Annotated in this window: 15 protein-coding genes; all 15 read left to right on the forward strand. The window is 70.4% G+C overall.

Features of this window, described 5'->3' with window-relative positions:
* Window positions 1-93: 93 nt before the first annotated feature.
* Complete coding sequence (locus tag ITJ69_RS03350; protein WP_194672004.1) at window positions 94-1,449, forward strand: ABC transporter substrate-binding protein; 1,356 nt, start codon at window positions 94-96, stop codon at window positions 1,447-1,449.
* Window positions 1,449-2,465, forward strand: a complete 1,017-nt coding sequence (locus tag ITJ69_RS03355) for a carbohydrate ABC transporter permease (protein ID WP_123294721.1) — start codon at window positions 1,449-1,451, stop codon at window positions 2,463-2,465. Before ITJ69_RS03350 ends, ITJ69_RS03355 begins: the two co-directional genes overlap by 1 nt.
* Window positions 2,462-3,421 carry a carbohydrate ABC transporter permease gene (locus ITJ69_RS03360; protein WP_194672005.1) on the forward strand — a complete coding sequence of 320 codons (960 nt, stop codon included), beginning with the start codon at window positions 2,462-2,464 and terminating at the stop codon, window positions 3,419-3,421. Before ITJ69_RS03355 ends, ITJ69_RS03360 begins: the two co-directional genes overlap by 4 nt.
* Before the next feature lie 85 nt (window positions 3,422-3,506).
* Entirely contained in the window at window positions 3,507-4,346 is an 840-nt protein-coding gene (locus ITJ69_RS03365; RefSeq protein WP_194672006.1) for a sugar phosphate isomerase/epimerase family protein, read from the forward strand.
* Entirely contained in the window at window positions 4,343-5,527 is a 1,185-nt protein-coding gene (locus tag ITJ69_RS03370; protein ID WP_194672007.1) for a Gfo/Idh/MocA family oxidoreductase, read from the forward strand. The genes ITJ69_RS03365 and ITJ69_RS03370 overlap by 4 nt, the downstream gene beginning before the upstream one ends.
* Complete coding sequence (locus ITJ69_RS03375) at window positions 5,524-6,411, forward strand: sugar phosphate isomerase/epimerase family protein (RefSeq protein WP_194672008.1); 888 nt, start codon at window positions 5,524-5,526, stop codon at window positions 6,409-6,411. Before ITJ69_RS03370 ends, ITJ69_RS03375 begins: the two co-directional genes overlap by 4 nt.
* On the forward strand, window positions 6,408-7,712 hold the full coding sequence (locus ITJ69_RS03380) for a mannitol dehydrogenase family protein (RefSeq protein ID WP_159573647.1): 1,305 nt from the start codon (window positions 6,408-6,410) through the stop codon (window positions 7,710-7,712). The genes ITJ69_RS03375 and ITJ69_RS03380 overlap by 4 nt, the downstream gene beginning before the upstream one ends.
* Complete coding sequence (manD, locus tag ITJ69_RS03385; protein WP_228504708.1) at window positions 7,709-9,061, forward strand: D-mannonate dehydratase ManD; 1,353 nt, start codon at window positions 7,709-7,711, stop codon at window positions 9,059-9,061. Before ITJ69_RS03380 ends, manD begins: the two co-directional genes overlap by 4 nt.
* 110 nt (window positions 9,062-9,171) lie before the next feature.
* A complete protein-coding gene (locus ITJ69_RS03390; RefSeq protein WP_131845273.1) occupies window positions 9,172-9,357 on the forward strand; it encodes a hypothetical protein in 186 nt (61 codons plus the stop codon).
* A complete protein-coding gene (locus ITJ69_RS03395; protein ID WP_194672009.1) occupies window positions 9,350-10,087 on the forward strand; it encodes a hypothetical protein in 738 nt (245 codons plus the stop codon). Before ITJ69_RS03390 ends, ITJ69_RS03395 begins: the two co-directional genes overlap by 8 nt.
* A gap of 24 nt (window positions 10,088-10,111) precedes the next feature.
* Window positions 10,112-11,023: a hypothetical protein gene (locus tag ITJ69_RS03400; protein WP_194672010.1), complete on the forward strand. Its 912-nt coding sequence runs from the start codon at window positions 10,112-10,114 to the stop codon at window positions 11,021-11,023.
* Window positions 11,024-11,425: 402 nt separating this feature from the next.
* On the forward strand, window positions 11,426-12,793 hold the full coding sequence (locus ITJ69_RS03405; RefSeq protein ID WP_228504710.1) for an RbtT/DalT/CsbX family MFS transporter: 1,368 nt from the start codon (window positions 11,426-11,428) through the stop codon (window positions 12,791-12,793).
* Window positions 12,794-12,990: 197 nt separating this feature from the next.
* On the forward strand, window positions 12,991-13,623 hold the full coding sequence (locus tag ITJ69_RS03410; protein ID WP_123294728.1) for a 50S ribosomal protein L25/general stress protein Ctc: 633 nt from the start codon (window positions 12,991-12,993) through the stop codon (window positions 13,621-13,623).
* 29 nt (window positions 13,624-13,652) lie between these two features.
* Window positions 13,653-14,237, forward strand: a complete 585-nt coding sequence (gene pth / locus ITJ69_RS03415) for an aminoacyl-tRNA hydrolase (protein ID WP_133938503.1) — start codon at window positions 13,653-13,655, stop codon at window positions 14,235-14,237.
* Between the two features lie 80 nt (window positions 14,238-14,317).
* Window positions 14,318-17,926 (forward strand): transcription-repair coupling factor, encoded by a 3,609-nt coding sequence (gene mfd, locus ITJ69_RS03420; RefSeq protein WP_194672011.1) that lies wholly within the window; start codon window positions 14,318-14,320, stop codon window positions 17,924-17,926.
* Window positions 17,927-17,945 lie beyond the last annotated feature (19 nt).

Raw genomic sequence — 17,945 nt, forward strand, 5'->3', positions numbered from 1 at the left:
AGTGGCAACCGGTTGCCGGATGTTGCCAACGGCGGAACAGTGGTGCCACCGGGCAGCGCCGCCCGGAGGAGGTCTCGAGGAGGAAGCCCCCGGATGAACAGAACACGGCTGAAGCCCCGCACCCTCGTCGGTGCCGTCGCGGTGATCGCCCTCGCCGCTCTCTCCCTGCAGGGCTGCGCCGTCGTGAACGGCAGCGGCGACGACCCGAACACCCTCCGCGTGATGATGGGCGCGGACACCACGTACCCCAAGGAGCGCAAGCAGTGGCAGCAGGACACCGCTGCCGAGTTCAAGCGCACCACCGGTGCGGACATCCAGTGGGAGACCTACTCGTCCGCGCAGGAGGAGTTGACCGCGATCCAGACCAGCGTCATCTCCGGCCAGGGCCCCGACGTCTACGCCATCGGCACCACGTTCACCCCGACCGCCTACGCCACCGGTGCCTTCGTCGAGATGGGATCGAAGGAGTGGCAGGCCATCGGCGGCAAGGACCAGTTCGACCCGGCCTCGTTCGGCATCTCGGGTCCGAGCGACTCGAAGCAGATCGGGATCCCGTTCGCCAGCCGTCCGTTCGTGATGGCCGTCAACAAGGACCTCCTCGCGAAGGCCGGCATCACCGACATGCCGACCACGTGGGACGAGCTGACCGAGGACGCGAAGGCCACCACCGGTGACGGTCGGCACGGCCTGGCGATCGCCTACGCCGACGGCTTCGACCCGTGGAAGTTCGTGTGGGGCATGGCGCAGAACGCCGGCAACACCATCGTCGACGGCACGAAGGCCGAGATCGACAGCGACGCCGTCGAGAACGCGTACCGGACCTACTTCGACTGGGTCACGAAGGACGGCGTCGTCGACAAGGCCGCGATCGGCTGGAACAACGCGCAGGCCCTGGCCCAGTTCACCGAGGGCAAGGCCGCGTTCTTCCCGATGACGACCACCACCGCGATCAACTCGTTCAAGGACACCAAGGTCGACGGCAAGTACGAGTTCGCCCTGCTCCCCACCGTCCCGCCGGGAGCCAGCAGGCGCCCGGCCGACGGCATCGAGGCCGCGAGCATCCTGTCCGGCGACAACTGGGTGGTGGCCGACTACGGCACGAAGCAGCAGCTGTCCTTCGACTTCGTCAAGCAGCTCAGCGCACCGAAGGCGCAGCTCGAGTACTACGACCTGTTCGGCAACCTGCCGACCAACGCGTCCGCCGCCGCTGACCTGGCAGCAGACAACCCGCAGCTCAAGCCGATCATCGACGCGGGCCGCCTGTCGAAGCCCACCGCCTTCACCGGCGCCTGGTCCGACATCCAGCTCGCCCTGGTCGACGTGGTCGTGCAGTCGATCCCGTCGCTCAAGAGCGGCGAGGTCACCGACGACCAGCTCCGCAAGCGCCTGCAGGACGCCCAGAAGGACGCCCAGTCCACCCTCGACCGTCAGAAGAACGGAGGTCTGTGATGACCAGCACCCAGACCAGACCGCCGCAGCGCACGGAGCAGACGGTCCGCCCGCACGGCACGACGCCGCTGTACAAGAAGGAGCGTCCGCTCTGGATGCTCATCCCCGGTGGGGTCCTCATGCTCGCCGTCATCGTGGTGCCACTCCTGGTGGGCTTCTACATCGCGATGCTCGACCTGGACCAGTACACGCTGCGGCAGTGGTTCAGCGCCCCCTTCATCGGCTTCGCGAACTTCACCGAGGCCTTCACGAACTCGCCCCTGCTCCACTCGATCTGGATCTCGGTGTCGCTGTCCGTCCTGGTCACCGCGGTCACCGTGCCGATCGGCGTCGCGGCGGCGATCTCGACGCAGAACCGGTTCCCGGGTCGCGGCCTCGTCCGGTCGATCTACCTGATCCCCTACGTGCTGCCCGCGTTCGTCGTCGGCACGTTCTTCCGCACGATGCTGCAGCCGCAGGGCGTCGTGAACTCGATCCTGCACACCGACGTGCTCTGGCTCAACGGCTCCGCGTCGTACTGGGCGCTGGCCGGCGTGATGATCTGGACGAGCTGGCCGTTCGTCTACCTGCTGTCGCTGGCCGGACTGCAGGCCGTGGACAACGAGGTGCACGAGGCCGCCGCGCTCGACGGGGTGACCTGGTGGGCGAAGCTGCGCTACATCATCTTCCCGTACCTGCGCGGGCCGCTCAGCCTGGCGGTGATCATCGCGATCCTGCACAACATCAACAACTTCACCCTGCCGTTCGTGCTGTTCGGCATCCCGCTGCCGTCGAGCGTCGAGGTCATGCCCGTCCTGACGTACATCGCGAGCTTCCAGTCGTTCCGCTTCGGTCTGTCCGCGGCCATGGCGATCTGCTCCCTCGTGATCGTCGCCATCCCGCTGTTCGTCTACCTGCGAGCCGTCAAGCTCGACACCGGTGACGACGCGGGCCCCAACCGGAAGCAGCGCCGCGCCGACCGCGCCACGCTCGCCGCCGCCCCGACCGCCGCCGACATCGACGGAGCACGCGCATGAGCGCCCAGAGCACATCCTTCGCCGGCACCACCCGGACCCGCCCGACGTCGACCTTGACCGAGAGCATCACCGCACCCGGTCGACGCCACAAACGCCCCTACGACACCGACGTCACCCGGCTCCTGCCCCGCTGGCTGCTCATCGTGGTGATCGGGATCATCATCGCGTTCATCGCCGTCCCGGTCCTGTACATCCTGTTCGGCTCGGTGAACTCGGACGTCGCGGTCGCCCGCGGCGAGTACTTCCCGTCCGAGTTCACGCTGTCGAACTACGTCGAGATCTGGTCCACGGTCGCCCTCGGCGAGGGGCTGGTCAACTCGATGCTCACCGCCGGCGCGGTCGCCATCGCGAGTGCGGCGCTCGCCGTGTCCACCGCGTACGTGCTGGTCCGATTCCGGTTCCTCGGTCGCCTGACCATCCTGCGTGGGCTCCTCGCGCTGCAGTCGATCCCCGGCACGCTCCTGCTGCTGCCCGTGTTCGTGGTGTTCTCGAACATCGCCAGTGCCACGGGCGTGCAGATCATCGGCACCCGCTGGGGTCTGTTCGTCACCTACCTGACGTTCGCCCTGCCGTTCTCGACCTGGGTCATGGTCACCTACCTGCGTGGTCTGCCCAAGGAACTCGAGGAGGCCGCCCGCATCGACGGCGCCTCGAGCACGAAGATCCTGACGAAGATCGTCCTGCCGCTGTCGTGGCCCGGCATCGTCGTCTCGGCGATCTTCGCCTTCCTGCTCGGCTGGAACGACGTCCTGTTCTCCACGATCATGACGACCCCGAACACCCGGACGGTGGCCGTGGTCCTGCAGGTGCTCGGCACCGCGCAAGAGGGCGGTGCTGTCCCGATCTACGGCCAGATGATGGCCGCCTCGATCGTCTGCGCCGTGCCGGTCGTCGCCCTGTACCTCATCTTCCAGCGCTACCTGGTGGGCGGTCTGACGGCCGGCTCCGTCAAGTGAGCGCGGCAGTCACCGCAACCCAGAACCGGACTGGAGGCCCGTGGCGGCCCCGCCACGCGCCTCCCGTCCGACACGAAAGGACACCATGACCGACCAGCCCACGTGGGAACTCTCCGGCTTCGGCGACGAGATCGACGCAGACCCCGTCGTCCAGGTCGCGGTCCTGCAGGCGCTCGGCGCGAGCGCCATCGAGGTCCGCAGCGCCTGGGGCGTCAACGTCGTCGACCTCGACGAGGACCAGCTCGCCGGACTCCACCGCCTGCTCGAGGAGCGCGGACAGACCGTGTCCGCCATCGCCTCGCCGATCGGCAAGGTCTCCGTCGACGAGCCCGTCGAGCACGAGGTCGGACGGCTCGGTCGCGCGATCGCCGCCGCGCACGCCCTCGGCACCACGAACATCCGGATCTTCTCGTTCTACTTCGAGGGCCGGCAGCCGGAGGACGTCCGCGACGACGTCCTCGTCCGGATGCGCGCCCTGGCCGACCTCGCCGCACGCGAGGGCGTGACCCTGCTGCACGAGAACGAGAAGGACATCTACGGCGACGTCCCCTCGCGCGTGCTCGACATCGTCGAGAGCGTCGGGTCCCCGGCGCTCCGACTGGCCTGGGACAACGCGAACTACGTGCAGTGCGGCGTCAAGCCGTTCACCGACGGGTGGGCGGAGCTCGCGCCCTACGTCGACTACCTGCAGGTCAAGGACGCCCTGGCCGCCGACTCGTCGGTGGTCCCCGCGGGTGAGGGCGACGGCGAACTGCTGCAGACCCTCACCGCGCTGCGCGACGCCGGGTACTCCGGCTACGCCTCGCTCGAGCCGCATCTCAGCGACTTCACCTCCCTCGGCGGGTTCTCCGGCCCCGCGGCCTTCGGTCGCGCCGGTCGTGCCCTCCGCACCCTCACCGATCAGATCGGAGTCACCCTGCGATGACCACCCCACTGAAGTTGGCAGTCGTCGGCGCCGGCGTCATCGGACGCCACCACGCCACGGTCGCCGTCCACCACCCGGACCTGCAGGTCGTCGCCCTCGTCGACGCGATCCCCGCCGCCGCCACGAGCGCCGCCGACGAGATCGAGGCGATGGGCGTCACCCGCCCCGTCACGACGTCCACCATCGAGGAGGCGATCGCGCAGACCGACATCGACGTCGTCGCGATCTGCTCACCCTCCGGCATGCACGTGCAGCTCGCCGAGGCCGCCCTGGCCGCCGGCAAGCACGTCGTCATCGAGAAGCCCCTCGACACCACGATGCCCCGGGCCCGGCAGATCGCCGCGCTCGCCGCAGCGGCACGCGAGCGTGGACTCGTCACGAGCGTCATCAGCCAGCACCGCTTCGACCCGGCCTCGGCCGCCGTCGCCGCAGCCGCCCACGACGGCGGGTTCGGCACCGTGACCTCCGGCCTGGCGAGCGTCGCCTGGTACCGGTCGCAGGGCTACTACGACTCCGGTGACTGGCGTGGCACCTGGGCGCTCGACGGTGGTGGCGCCGTGATGAACCAGGGCGTACACACCGTCGACCTGCTCGTCTGGGCGCTCGGCCGTCCGGTCGAGATCTCGGCCCAGACCGGGCTGCTCGCGCACGACCGCATCGAGGTCGAGGACACCGCCGTCGCCACCGTCCGGTTCGCCGGCGGCGCGCTCGGTGTCATCCACTGCACGACCGCCGCGTACCCGGGCCTCTCCGCCCGCTACGCCGTGTACGGCACGCACGGGTCGGCGATCGTCGACGACGACCGCCTGGCCTACTTCCACATCGCACCCGACGCCGCCACGCTCGAGTCCGCGTCGACCACCTCGAACGCCTCGGCGGTCGCGGGCGCGGTCGACCAGAAGGACGACGTCGTCCCGCCGGAGCACGTCGTCGGCGGCCCTGCCGAGCCCGACCACTTCGCCGCAGGGCACGGCCGGCAGTACACCGACATCGTGGCCGCGATCCGCGAGGGCCGTGAGCCCGGCGTGACCGTCGACGCGGCCCTCGTGTCGCTCGCCACCGTCCGCGGGCTGTACGTCAGCGCGACGCTCGGGCAGCCCGTCCGGATCGACGACGTGATCGAGGGCAAGTATGACGACGTGGTGCCCGTGGTGGGCGCCCACGAAGGAGCAGTCCGATGAAGTTCTCCGTGTTCACCGCCTCGACCCCCGACTGGACCCCGTCGCAGGCCGCCTCGACGCTGGCCGAGCAGGGCTGGGACGGCGTCGAGTGGCGCATCGTCGACGACCGCCCCGCGGACGGCACCGTCGTGCCCGCCGGTCGCTCGTTCTGGGCCGGCAACAACTCCACGTGGCAGTTCACCGGCATCCAGGACCAGGTCGGCGAGATCGCGCGGATCACCGACGCCGCCGGCCTCGAGTACTCCGGCATCGGCGGGTACCAGCAGGCGTCGGACCACGAGGGCGTCGAGACGATGTTCCGCGTCACGAGCGAGCTCGGCGCCCGCCAGGTCCGGATCTCGATGCCGATGTACCGGCAGGAGAAGGAACGCACCGGCGAGACGTACGGGCAGATCTTCGACCGCACCCGCGCCGACCTCGAGTGGGCCGTGACCCGGGCGACCGAGCTCGGCGTCAAGGCGCTCGTCGAGCTGCACCACATGACGATCACGCCCTCGGCCTCGGCGGCGCTGCGGCTCGTCGACGGCCTCGACCCGGAGCACATCGGCGTCATCCACGACCTCGGCAACCTGGTCATCGAGGGCCAGGAGGACCACCTCGCCGCGTTCGAGCTCCTCGGCCCGTACCTCGCGCACGCCCACGTGAAGAACGCCCGCTGGGTCGACACCGGCGACACCCGCGCCGACGGCAGCACGATCTGGCAGAACGAGTGGGCACCGCTGCGCACCGGGCAGGCGTCCGTCTCCGAGTACCTCGACGCCCTCCGCCAGGTCGGCTACGACGGCTGGGTCACCATCGAGGACTTCTCCACCGACCTGCCCCTCGAGGCCCGGACCGCCGACAACCTGGCGTACCTGCGCTCCCTCGTCCCGGTGTCGGCATGACCGATCGCCGCCCCGGCATCGTCCACCTCGGGGTGGGTGCGTTCGCGCGCGCCCACCTCGCCTGGTACACGGCCCACACCACGGGGGAGCCGTGGGGCATCACGGCCTTCACCGGCCGCTCGCCCGCGGCGGCGGACGCCCTCACCGCGCAGGACTGCCGGTACACGCTGGTCACGCGTGCTGCGACCGGCGACGCCGCCGAGGTGGTCGACACGATCGTGGCCGCCCACCCGGGCAGCGACGACACGGCCTGGAGGCACGTGGTGGCGTCCCCGGAGACCACCATCGTCACGCTGACGGTCACCGAGCAGGGCTACCGGTCCGGTTCCGACGTCCCCGCCCGGTTGGTCGCGGGGCTCGACGCCCGGCGGACGGCCGGCGGCGGGCGCATCGCGCTGGTCAGCCTCGACAACCTCACGCACAACGGCGCGGTGCTGCGCGAGGCCGTGCTGGGCGCCACCACCGACCCCGGACTGCGCGCGTGGATCGAGGCGAACGTCTCGTTCCCGTCGTCGATGGTCGACCGGATCACCCCCGCGACCACCGACGCCGACGTCGAGGGCCTCGCCGCCCTGCCGGGAGCGCTCGCCGGGGACCGGGTGCCCGTCGTCACCGAGCCCTTCGCGGAGTGGGTGCTCGAGGACGCCTTCGACGGGATCGAGCGCCCCGCGTGGGAGACCGCCGGCGTGCGCATCGTCGACGACGTCACCCCGTACGAGCAGCGGAAGCTCTGGCTGCTGAACGGCTCGCACTCGCTGCTCGCGTACCTCGGGCTCCAGCTCGGGCACGAGACCGTCGCCGCGGCCGTGGACGACCCGGTGTGCCGTGCCGCCGTCGAGCAGCTGTGGGACGAGGCCGCCCGCGAACTGCCCCTGCCTGCCGACGAGGTCACGGACGCCCGTGCCGCCCTGGTGGACCGGTTCCAGAACCCCCGCATCCGGCACACCCTGCGACAGATCGCCTCCGGTGGATCGCAGAAGCTGCCCGTCCGGGTCGTCGACGTCGTGCGGCACCGACTCGAGCGTGAGCCGTCCGCCGGCATCGGGCCCGGCGCCGCGACCGCGATCGCCGCGTGGTGGCTCCACGTCACGACGCAGCCCGACCTCGTGGACGACGACGGAGCCCCCGGGGCAGACTCGGACGTGCGCGACGTGCTGCGCGTCATCGCCCCCGACCTCGACACCACCGACGTGGTCGACGCGATCACCGCGGCGGCCGACGACATCCGGGCGGCGAGCACCGCCGCACGCACCACCACCAGCACCGCCCGAACGAGCACCGACGAAGGAGTCCACGCATGACCGACACCACCACGAACCCCGCGGCCCCGGTGCCGGGCGCCGCCGACACCGGCGCGGCGACCGGGCACACCTCCGGGCGTCCGGACACGTGGGCGTCGGCCGACCGCGGCCAGCTCATCGAGCGTGCCGAGGTGATCGTCACCAGCCCGAACCGGAACTTCGTCACGCTGAAGATCACGACCGCAGACGGTGTCACGGGCCTCGGTGACGCGACGCTGAACGGCCGCGAACTCGGCGTCGCCGCGTACCTGTCCGAGCACGTCGTGCCGCTGCTGATCGGCCGCGACGCCAGCCGCATCGAGGACGCCTGGCAGTTCCTGTACCGCTCGTCGTACTGGCGCCGCGGCCCGGTCACGATGGCGGCGATCGCGTCCGTCGACATGGCGCTCTGGGACATCAAGGCCAAGGTCGCCGGCATGCCGCTGTACCAGCTGCTCGGTGGTGCATCCCGCACCGGGCTGATGGCGTACGGGCACGCCTCCGGCAAGGAACTCCCCGAGCTGTTCGACTCGATCCGCGAGCACCAGGAGGAGGGCTACCGCTCGATCCGCGTGCAGACCGGCGTCCCCGGTCTCGAGAGCATCTACGGCATCGCGTCGAACAAGACCACCGAGGGCAACGAGGGCGTCCGGTACGACTTCGAGCCGGCGCAACGTGGGGCCTTCCCCGCCATGGAGGACTGGGACACCCGCGCCTACCTGCGCCACGTCCCCACCGTGTTCGAGGCCGTCCGCAACGAGTTCGGACCCGAACTGCCGCTCCTGCACGACGGGCACCACCGGATGACCCCGCTGCAGGCCGCGAAGCTCGGCAAGTCGCTCGAGCCCTACGACCTGTTCTGGCTCGAGGACTGCACCCCCGCCGAGAACCAAGAGGCACTCAAGCTCGTCCGTCAGCACACCACCACGCCGCTCGCGATCGGCGAGGTCTTCAACACGATCTGGGACTTCAAGGACATCATCCGCGACCAGCTCATCGACTACGTCCGCGGAGCCGTCACGCACATGGGCGGCATCTCCCCGCTCAAGAAGACGATGGACTACGCCGCGATGTACCAGATCAAGTCCGGGTTCCACGGGCCGACCGACATCTCGCCCGTCGGCCTGGCCGCCCAGATGCACCTCGGGATGGCGATCCACAACTTCGGCATCCAGGAGTACATGCAGCACGGGCCGCAGACGAACCAGGTGTTCCAGCAGACCTTCACCTTCACCGACGGCTACCTGCACCCCGGTGACGAGCCCGGCCTCGGGGTCAGCCTCGACGTCGACGAGGCCGGCAAGTACCCGTACGAGCAGGCCTACCTGCCGTTCAACCGTCTGGCCGACGGCACCGTCCACGACTGGTGACCCCGCCGCGACCGCGAGGTGCTCGTACCTCGCGGTCGCCATGCATACAGAAACCGTTGCGTCAGTGGCCTCCGGCAGTATCGTTCCTGCAACAAGTGGAAGGAGACGACATGGTTCCGACGGTGACCTTCATGGACAGGAGCTCGATCGCGATCGAGCGTTCACGCCTGCTTGCCCTCGCGCACATGCCCTTGGCAGACCTCCGCAAGAAGGGGGCGACGTTCCAGCTCGACCCCGAAGAGCAGTCGATCCTGCGCGCCCTCGACGAACTCGACTTCCTCGAAGGTGATGACTGACCGCACCTCTGACCTCGCAGCACGGGTCCAGGGGTTCGCACAAGAACTGATCGACACACTCTCTGCAGTCCTCGGCGCGCCGGTGTCCTTCGACGTCAAGGTCGGAACATCGCCGGCGCGGCCGCAGGTCGCGATCTCGCAGTCTGATCCGATCGGCGTCCCGCTCACCGTCGACGGACACGTCATGTTCCGCCTGCTCGTCCAGTTCCGCTGTCGGTGGAACACGACCGGAAACTCCCTCGCCGTCGAACAGTCCTCCTTCGCCGTGGCGGTCGAGCAGGTCGCCGAGCCGTTCTTCCACTTCGACTACGTCCGCGACTCGATCGAGTCGGTTCCCGTTGCGCACCTGAACATCCACGCGCACCGAGACGAGGTGATCTGGGCGATGCTCATGGCCCGGACCAAGCGAGGGAAACGTCGCGCGAAGGACGCTGCCAACGGCAAGATCACGCGGATCTCGACGCTGCACTTCCCGCTCGGCGGGCATCGGCACCGACCATCGATCGAGGACGTCCTCGAGATGCTCGTCAACGAGTTCGGGATCGATCACGCCGAGGACGCCCGCCACGTACTCGCCGCCGGTCGACGGCGGTTCCGCTCGATCCAGACGGCGGTCGGCGTCCACGACGCTCCCGAAGTCGCGGCGACGGCGCTCCGGGAACTCGGGTACACCGTGACAGCTCCGGCGAATACCCCGGTGCTCCGGGCGGACCGTCTCGAGCGGTACTGAGGGGATCGCGGGCAAGCTGGGGGCATGGAGTTCGCGGACGTGGCCCGAGAGCTGCTGCTCGTCGCGCCGGGGGACTTCGTCGCCGAGCGCACGGCCCGCCAGCGTGCGGTCCGGAAGGACGACCGGGCCCTGGCGGCGGCGATCGGGAAGCTCCGGAAGCCGGCCCCGGCAGCGTGGGTCGTGGACCTGCTCGCGCACGACGGCGCCCTCGACGACGCGGTCGACCTCGGGCCAGCCCTCCGCAAGGCCCAGGCCGACGCCGACCCCGGCGAGATCCGGACTCTCCGACAGCAACGCTCCGAGGTGATCGAGGCGCTGGCGCAGGCCGGGGCCGACCTCGCCTCGGACGCCGGACACCCCGCGACGTCGGCCGTGCTCGACCAGGTGCGCGCGACGATCGAGGCGGCGATGGCCGACCCGCACGCCGGAGCCGCCGTGCGTTCGGGGCTGCTCGTGACGCCCTTGGAGAGCGTGGGGTTCGACGCGGTCGACCTGGACGGGGCGCTCGCGGATCCGGACGCGGTGCCCGACGCCTGGTCCGGCAGCGATGCCCCACCCATCCCGATCACCCAGGCGAGGGGCGCGCGGAAGGCGAGCCGTGCCTCCCGGTCGACGGAGGCGGAACCCCAGGACGGACCGGAGCCGGACGCCCAGCCCGAGCCGAAGCGTGACCCGGCCGCTGAGCGGAAGGCCGCACGCCAGGCGGAGACCGCCGCCCGGAGCGAGTCGCGCGACGCCGATGCCGCACTCGACGCCGCGGAGGCGGACCTCGAGCAGGCCGAGGAGCGTCGGGCCGACCTGCAGCGCGAGCTCGATCGGGCGACCGCGGAGATCGAGGCCCTCGAACGTGCTCGCGACGCCGCCGAGGCCGCGAGCAACGACGCCCGCGAGCTGCTGGCGGCCGCGCAGGAGCACCGGCGCAGCCTCGGTCGCTGAGCCTCGCGGAGCGTTCCTTCCCATCACGCGCGCGATGGAAGGTCGAATCGGGCGTACTCGGCCAAAAGGAACGACCACCTACGCCCGGAACGACCCACTACGCCCGGAACGACCGCCTCCGCGCGGCACGACCGCCGATCGTTACACAACAGTTGTCGTTCTTGACGAGCAGTGTTGGAGCGGTCTAACGTCGGACACCATGCTTCGGGCCGGCGATGGTCCGCCGGGATCCGTCTCCGCATCAGCACGGGGCGCCCCGGGTACAGGACTCGCATCATCGCCGACGCCCCGACCGGCCGCAGCCACTGCGCGGGCGGTCGGGTGCGTGGCGCGCGGCGCACCCCGGAGACATGCCGCGATGCCGGGTCGAGCACTCCGGGGCCCCTCCAGGAGAGACGACACATGTCGGAACCCCGCACCAACCGCACCACGACCATGACCCCGCCGAACGGCGTGACGACCGCCCCACCTGCCACCGCACCACCGTCTGCCGGGCGCGAGGGCCTCATCGCCCGCCTCGGCATCCCGCACCCGCTGCGCTGGGGCTTCCTCGGTGTCCTCGTCTTCATGACGGGCGACGGCATCGAGTCGAACTTCATCGCTCCGCACATCGCCGCTGCCCTCGGCTCGGGCGGTACGGACAGCGCCGCGATGGTCATCGGCATCTACGGCGTCGCCGTCCTCGTGGCGTCCTACTTCGCCGGCGTGCTCTCCGAGCTGTGGGGCCCGCGCCGCGTCATGACGATCGGGGCCGTCCTGTGGGTGGTGTTCCAGGTCGCGTTCCTCGCGGCACTGCCCACCGGGTCGGTCGGGCTGATCGCCCTGACGTACTTCCTGCGCGGACTCGGCTTCCCGCTGTTCGCCTTCTCGTTCCTCTGCTGGGTGAACCACACCGTGGCGCGGGACCGGAACGCCACGGCCGTCGGCTGGTTCTACGTCGTCTTCACCGGTGGCCTGCCGACGCTCGGCTCGCTCATCGCGATCGGCAGCATCCCCGCGTTCGGCGGCGGCCACACGGGTGAGACGTGGTCGATGGCCCTGTCGCTCGTCCTGGTCGTGGCCGGCTGGGTGATCGTCCGGTTCGGCGTGCACGAGCGGACCGGGCTCGGCCGCATCGCCCCGCGCTCGCACTCCGCCGCACGGGTCATCGCCAGCGGCATCGAGGTCTGCATCACGCGCCCCAAGGTCCTGCTCGCCGTCCTGATCCGGCTCGTCAACACGGCGCCCGAGTTCGGCATGTTCGTGATCATGCCGGCGATCATCGGCACCGAGCTCGGGTGGGGCCAGTCGAAGTGGCTCACGATGACGGTGATCGTCTACGCCGGCAACATCCTGTTCAACGCCTTCTTCGGCGCCCTCGGCGACCGCATCGGCTGGATCCGCACCGTCAAGTGGTTCGGCATCGGCGCCTCGGCGATCGGGCTGCTGGCCTGGTGGTACGTCCCGCACCTGGTGCCGGCCGGTTCCGAGTGGGGCTTCTGGCTCGCCACCGCCGCGGGCACGGTGTTCGGCATCATGCTCGCCGGGTTCACGCCCATGGGCGCGATCGTCCCCGCCTTCGCCGGCGAGGAGCGCCGCGGCGCCGCGATGGCCATGTACGCCACGGCGGCCGGCGGTGCGACCTTCCTCGGCAACGCCGTGGTCAGCGCCGTCCTGCCGTGGGGTGGGCCCGGCGGCGTGGTCTGGACGTTCGTCGGGCTCTACGTCCTCGCCTTCGTGGTGCTCTCGTTCCTCAGGGTGCCGAAGGAAGCGGTGGCCGCCGGGCACTGAGGCACGACACGCCCGGCGGGTGCTGGTAGAGTCGGTGATTGACTTCGGCGAGGGCCGCGACAGCGGCCGTGATCGACGCGGTGGGAGACCCGGCCCAGTAGGGAACGTTCCTCACGCGTGCACGCGTTCGAGTTGCAACACCACAGACCCCCACGATGCCGGACCGCCGGTGTCGACCCCCGAGACCAGGAGGCACCATGGCCGACTACACGAAGCTCGCAGCGGACGTCCGCACCAAGTTCGGCAAGGGTGCAGCGCGCAAGCTCCGCGCCGCCGACAAGATCCCGGCAGTGGTCTACGGCCACGGCACGGAGCCGAAGCACATCTCGCTGCCCGGTCACGAGACCATGCTGCTCGTCCGTACCGCCAACGCGGTCGTCGACCTCGACATCGAGGGTGCTGCCCAGCTCGCCCTCGTCAAGGACGTCCAGCGTGACCCGGTGCGCCAGATCATCGAGCACATCGACCTCGTGGTCCTGCGCCGCGGCGAGAAGGTCACGGTCGACGTGCCCGTCGTCATCGAGGGCGAGTCCTTCTCCGGCACGATCCACGTGCAGGACCTGAACACCGTCTCCCTGCTGGTCCTCGCGACCGACATCCCGGAGCACGTCGTCGTCGACGTCGAGGGCCTCGAGGACGGCAAGCAGATCACGGCCGCCGAGCTCACCCTCCCCGAGGGCGCCGAGCTCGAGACCGACGGCGAGGCGCTCGTCGTGCAGATCGTCACCCCGCGTGGCACCGCTGACGACGACGCTGCGGACGAGGCCTCGGCCGAGGCCGGTGCCGAAGCCGGTGCCGAGGGCGGCTCCGAGCCGGTCGACTCCGAGTAACACCCCTTCGAAGGCATCTGGTCGACGCTGTGGCGGATCGAACACTGGTCGTGGTCGGACTCGGGAACCCCGGGCCCGACTACGCCGGCAACCGTCACAACGTCGGCCAGATGGTCCTCGACGAACTCGCTGCCCGCATGGGTGCGCGGTTCAAGAAGCACAAGACGCCGAACCAGGTCGCCGAGGGGCGCCTGGTGCCCGGCGGACCGCGCCTGGTGCTCGCGAAGCCCGGCTCGTTCATGAACACCTCCGGCGGACCGGTCTCGTCGGTCCTCGGGTTCTACAGCGCCACCCCGGCCGACCTCGTCGTCGTGCACGACGAGCTGGACCTGCCGTTCGACACCGTCCGCCTCAAGGGCAGCGGGGGTCACGGCGGGCACAACGGGCTGCGCGACATCATCAAGGCCACCGGCACGAACGAGTTCTCGCGCGTCCGGGTCGGCATCGGTCGTCCGCCCGGTCGTCAGGACCCTGCCGACTACGTGCTGCGTGACTTCTCCGCAGCCGAGAAGAAGTCGCTGCCCATCCTGCTGGCCGACGCCGCGGACGCGGTCGAGGCGATCGCCGAGGTCGGACTCGTCGCCGCGCAGCAGCGGGTGCACGCGCCGTCCTGACCGCGCTGGTCGATCCCGGCCGTGTTCGCCCGTCGCGCACCACGCGGGCGGTGTCGGTGGGGGCCGGTACCATCTCCTGAGTGACGATCTCGGGCATCATCCCTGCGCTCTCGCGCGCCTCCGCGTTCGATCGCGTGCTCCGTGCCGCGCCTCGTGACGCCGACTTCTCGGTCGTCGACGGCCTGCGGGTCCCGCTGCTCGGGGCGCTGCTCGCCGAGCGGAACGGGCCGCAGTGCGTGCTCGTCATCACGGCGACGGGGCGTGAAGCCGAAGCGGTCCGCGACGCCCTCGGCAGCTACGTCCCCGACGCCGACGTCCTCGAGTTCCCGGCGTGGGAGACCCTGCCGCACGAACGGCTCAGCCCGAGTGCCCAGACCGTCGGCACCCGCATCGCGACGCTCCGCAGGCTCGCGTCCTGGTCCACTGCCGACGCCGCCGACCGCCGCACCACCATCGTCGTGGCGAGCGTCCGCGCAGCGCTGCAGCCGATCGCCGCAAACCTGACCTCGCTCGCACCCGTCGTGCTGCGCACCGACTCGCGCGGCAACGACCTGGCCGCCATCGCCGCGAAGCTCGTCGACATGGCCTACGCCCGCGTCGACCTCGTCACGCGGCGCGGTGAGTTCGCGGTGCGCGGCGGCATCCTCGACGTCTTCCCGCCCACCGCGGACCACCCCGTCCGCGTCGACTTCTTCGGCGACGAGATCGAGGCCGTCAAGGCGTTCTCGGTCGCCGACCAGCGCACGACCGAGGACGACCTCGGCTCGGTCGAACTCACCGCCTCGCGCGAACTCCTGCTCAGCGACGACGTCCGGCAGCGGGCGCGCGAGATGCTCCACGAGTTCCCGAACCTGTCCCAGATGCTCGCGAAGATCGCCGAGGGGATCCCGGTCGAGGGCATGGAGTCCCTCGCCCCCGCGCTCGTGCAGGACCTCGTCCCGATGACCTCGTACCTGCCCGAGGACGCCACCATCGCGGTGTTCTCGCCCGAGCGGGTGAACGGTCGGGCGAACAGCCTGGCCGAGACGAACACCGAGTTCCTGCAGGCCGCGTGGAGCGCCGCGGTCGCCGGGGCCCAGGCGCCGATCGACCTCGACGCCGGCAACTTCCTGACCGTGCAGCAGCTCAAGAACACCCGCGGCCAGCGCACCTGGTGGACGGTGTCGCCCTTCGACTCCGGTCTCGACGAAGGCGACACCGCGCGCGTGCTCACCGACGCCGAGGCAGCAGCCGAGGCGGGGGAGTACATCCGTGTCCGCGCCGAGGCGGTGCCGAGCTTCGCGGGCAGCGCCGACGGCGCGATCGCGCACGTCAAGGCGCTCACCGATGACGGGTGGGCGGTCGTGGTGACCGCCCAGGGCCAGGGTCTGGTCGAGCGGGCGGTGCAGGTCCTCGCCGACGCCGGGGTCGCAGCCCGTGCCGAAGCCCTGCCCGCGCCTCCCGAACCGGGTGTCGCCATCGTCACGACGGCCACCGTCGAGCACGGCTTCGCCATCCCGGATCCGCGCATCGTCGTGCTCAGCGAAGCGGAGTTCTACGGCCGGAGCGTCCAGCAGGGCGCGCGCACCGTCAAGAAGCTCGCGAGCCGTCGCAAGAACGTGGTCGATCCGCTGCAGCTCAAGCCGGGCGACGTCGTCGTGCACGCGACGCACGGCATCGGCAAGTTCGTGGAACTGGTGAGCCGCGAGGTCAGCTCCGGCGGCCGCAACGCGGTGAAGACGCAGCGCGAGTACCTCGTGCTCGAGTACGCGCCGTCGAAGCGGAACTACCCCGGCGACAAGCTCTTCGTGCCGACCGACCAGCTCGACCAGCTCTCGCGGTACGTCGGTGGCGAGTCACCGACCCTGTCGAAGATGGGCGGCTCGGACTGGTCCGCCGCCAAGTCGAAGGCCCGCAAGGCCGTCCGCGACATCGCCGTCGACCTGGTGAAGCTGTACTCGGCGCGGATGGCGTCGAAGGGGCACGCGTTCGGCCCGGACACCCCGTGGCAGCGCGAGCTGGAAGAGGCGTTCCCGTTCGCCGAGACCGCCGACCAGCTCACCACGATCGACGAGATCAAGCGGGACATGGAGCGGCCCATCCCGATGGACCGCCTGCTCTCGGGCGACGTCGGCTACGGCAAGACCGAGGTCGCGATCCGCGCCGCGTTCAAGGCGGTGCAGGACGGCAAGCAGGTCGTCATGCTCGTGCCGACGACGCTGCTCGTCCGCCAGCACATGGAGACGTTCCAGGAGCGCTTCGCCGGGTTCCCCGTGCACCTGCGCGCCCTGAGCCGGTTCCAGTCCGAGAAGGAGTCGAAGGAGACCATCGCCGGGCTCGCCGACGGCACCGTCGACATCGTCATCGCGACCCACCGGATCCTGTCGCAGGGCATCACCTTCAAGGACGTCGGGCTCGTCATCATCGACGAGGAGCAGCGGTTCGGTGTCGAGCACAAGGACCAGCTGAAGAAGTTCAAGACGAACGTCGACGTCCTGGCGATGTCGGCGACCCCGATCCCACGCTCGCTCGAGATGGCGGTCACCGGGATCCGCGAGATGTCGACCCTCGCCACCCCACCCGAGGACCGCCACCCCATCCTGACCTTCGTCGGGCCGCAGTCCGACCTGCAGGTGGCCGCCGCGATCCGCCGCGAGCTGCTGCGCGAGGGCCAGGTGTTCTACGTGCACAACCGCGTGCGGGACATCCAGGGCGTCGCCGCGCACCTGGCCGAGATCGTGCCGGACGCCCGCATCGCCGTGGCACACGGGCAGATGTCCGAGAGCACCCTCGAGCAGGTCATGGTCGACTTCTGGGAGCGCCGGTTCGACGTCCTCGTGTCGACGACGATCATCGAGACCGGCCTCGACATCGCGAACGCGAACACGCTCATCATCGACAAGGCCGACAAGTACGGGCTGTCGCAGCTCCACCAGCTGCGCGGTCGTGTCGGCCGAGGGCGCGAGCGCGGGTACGCGTACTTCCTGTACGACTCCGAGAAGCCCCTGTCCGAGACCGCACAGGACCGCCTCGAGACCATCGCGGCGAACAACGAGCTCGGCGCGGGCATGCAGGTCGCCATGAAGGACCTCGAGATCCGCGGCGCCGGCAACCTGCTCGGCGGCGAGCAGTCCGGGCACATCGCGGGCGTCGGGTTCGACCTGTACCTCCGGATGATCGGCGAGGCCGTCTCGCAGTTCCGCGGTGACGTGGCCGAGGGGCAGACCGAGCTGCGGCTCGAGATCCCGGTGGACGCGCACATCCCCGAGGACTACGTCGAGTCCGAGCGGCTCCGGCTCGAGGCGTACCAGAAGCTGTCAGCGGCCTCGGCTCCGACGGCCCAGCGGGACGCCATCGACATGGTGCTCGACGAGCTCACCGACCGCTACGGGCAGCCGCCGCAGGCCGTGCAGACGCTGGTCGAGGTCTCCCGCCTGCGTCGGATGGCGCAGCAGGTCGGCCTGTCCGACGTGGTGGTCATGGGGTCGAACCTGCGCGTGGCGGGCAAGGAGCTCGCCGACTCGTCGCAGGTGCGGCTCAAGCGGATGTTCCCGGGCGCGAAGTGGTTCCCGCAGCAGAACGCGGCGAGCATCCCGATGCCGCGTCCGCACGACCAGGCGCTGCCGGACGACGCCCTGATCCAGTGGGTCGAGAGCATCCTCACCGCCGTGTACGGCGCGACGACGCCGGCGGAGGCCCCGGCCGCGTAAGGGGCGGTGTGGTCGCGAG

This window comes from Curtobacterium sp. VKM Ac-2887 (assembly GCF_015350935.1).
Lineage (GTDB): Bacteria > Actinomycetota > Actinomycetes > Actinomycetales > Microbacteriaceae > Curtobacterium.

Excerpts from the sequence above, each read along its gene's own strand:
- ITJ69_RS03350 (WP_194672004.1), top strand. The coding sequence starts at position 94 with ATGAACAGAACACGGCTGAAGCCCCGCACCCTCGTCGGTGCCGTCGCG.
- ITJ69_RS03355 (WP_123294721.1), top strand. The coding sequence starts at position 1,449 with ATGACCAGCACCCAGACCAGACCGCCGCAGCGCACGGAGCAGACGGTC.
- ITJ69_RS03360 (WP_194672005.1), top strand. The coding sequence starts at position 2,462 with ATGAGCGCCCAGAGCACATCCTTCGCCGGCACCACCCGGACCCGCCCG.
- ITJ69_RS03365 (WP_194672006.1), top strand. The coding sequence starts at position 3,507 with ATGACCGACCAGCCCACGTGGGAACTCTCCGGCTTCGGCGACGAGATC.
- ITJ69_RS03370 (WP_194672007.1), top strand. The coding sequence starts at position 4,343 with ATGACCACCCCACTGAAGTTGGCAGTCGTCGGCGCCGGCGTCATCGGA.
- ITJ69_RS03375 (WP_194672008.1), top strand. The coding sequence starts at position 5,524 with ATGAAGTTCTCCGTGTTCACCGCCTCGACCCCCGACTGGACCCCGTCG.
- ITJ69_RS03380 (WP_159573647.1), top strand. The coding sequence starts at position 6,408 with ATGACCGATCGCCGCCCCGGCATCGTCCACCTCGGGGTGGGTGCGTTC.
- manD (WP_228504708.1), top strand. The coding sequence starts at position 7,709 with ATGACCGACACCACCACGAACCCCGCGGCCCCGGTGCCGGGCGCCGCC.
- ITJ69_RS03390 (WP_131845273.1), top strand. The coding sequence starts at position 9,172 with ATGGTTCCGACGGTGACCTTCATGGACAGGAGCTCGATCGCGATCGAG.
- ITJ69_RS03395 (WP_194672009.1), top strand. The coding sequence starts at position 9,350 with ATGACTGACCGCACCTCTGACCTCGCAGCACGGGTCCAGGGGTTCGCA.
- ITJ69_RS03400 (WP_194672010.1), top strand. The coding sequence starts at position 10,112 with ATGGAGTTCGCGGACGTGGCCCGAGAGCTGCTGCTCGTCGCGCCGGGG.
- ITJ69_RS03405 (WP_228504710.1), top strand. The coding sequence starts at position 11,426 with ATGTCGGAACCCCGCACCAACCGCACCACGACCATGACCCCGCCGAAC.
- ITJ69_RS03410 (WP_123294728.1), top strand. The coding sequence starts at position 12,991 with ATGGCCGACTACACGAAGCTCGCAGCGGACGTCCGCACCAAGTTCGGC.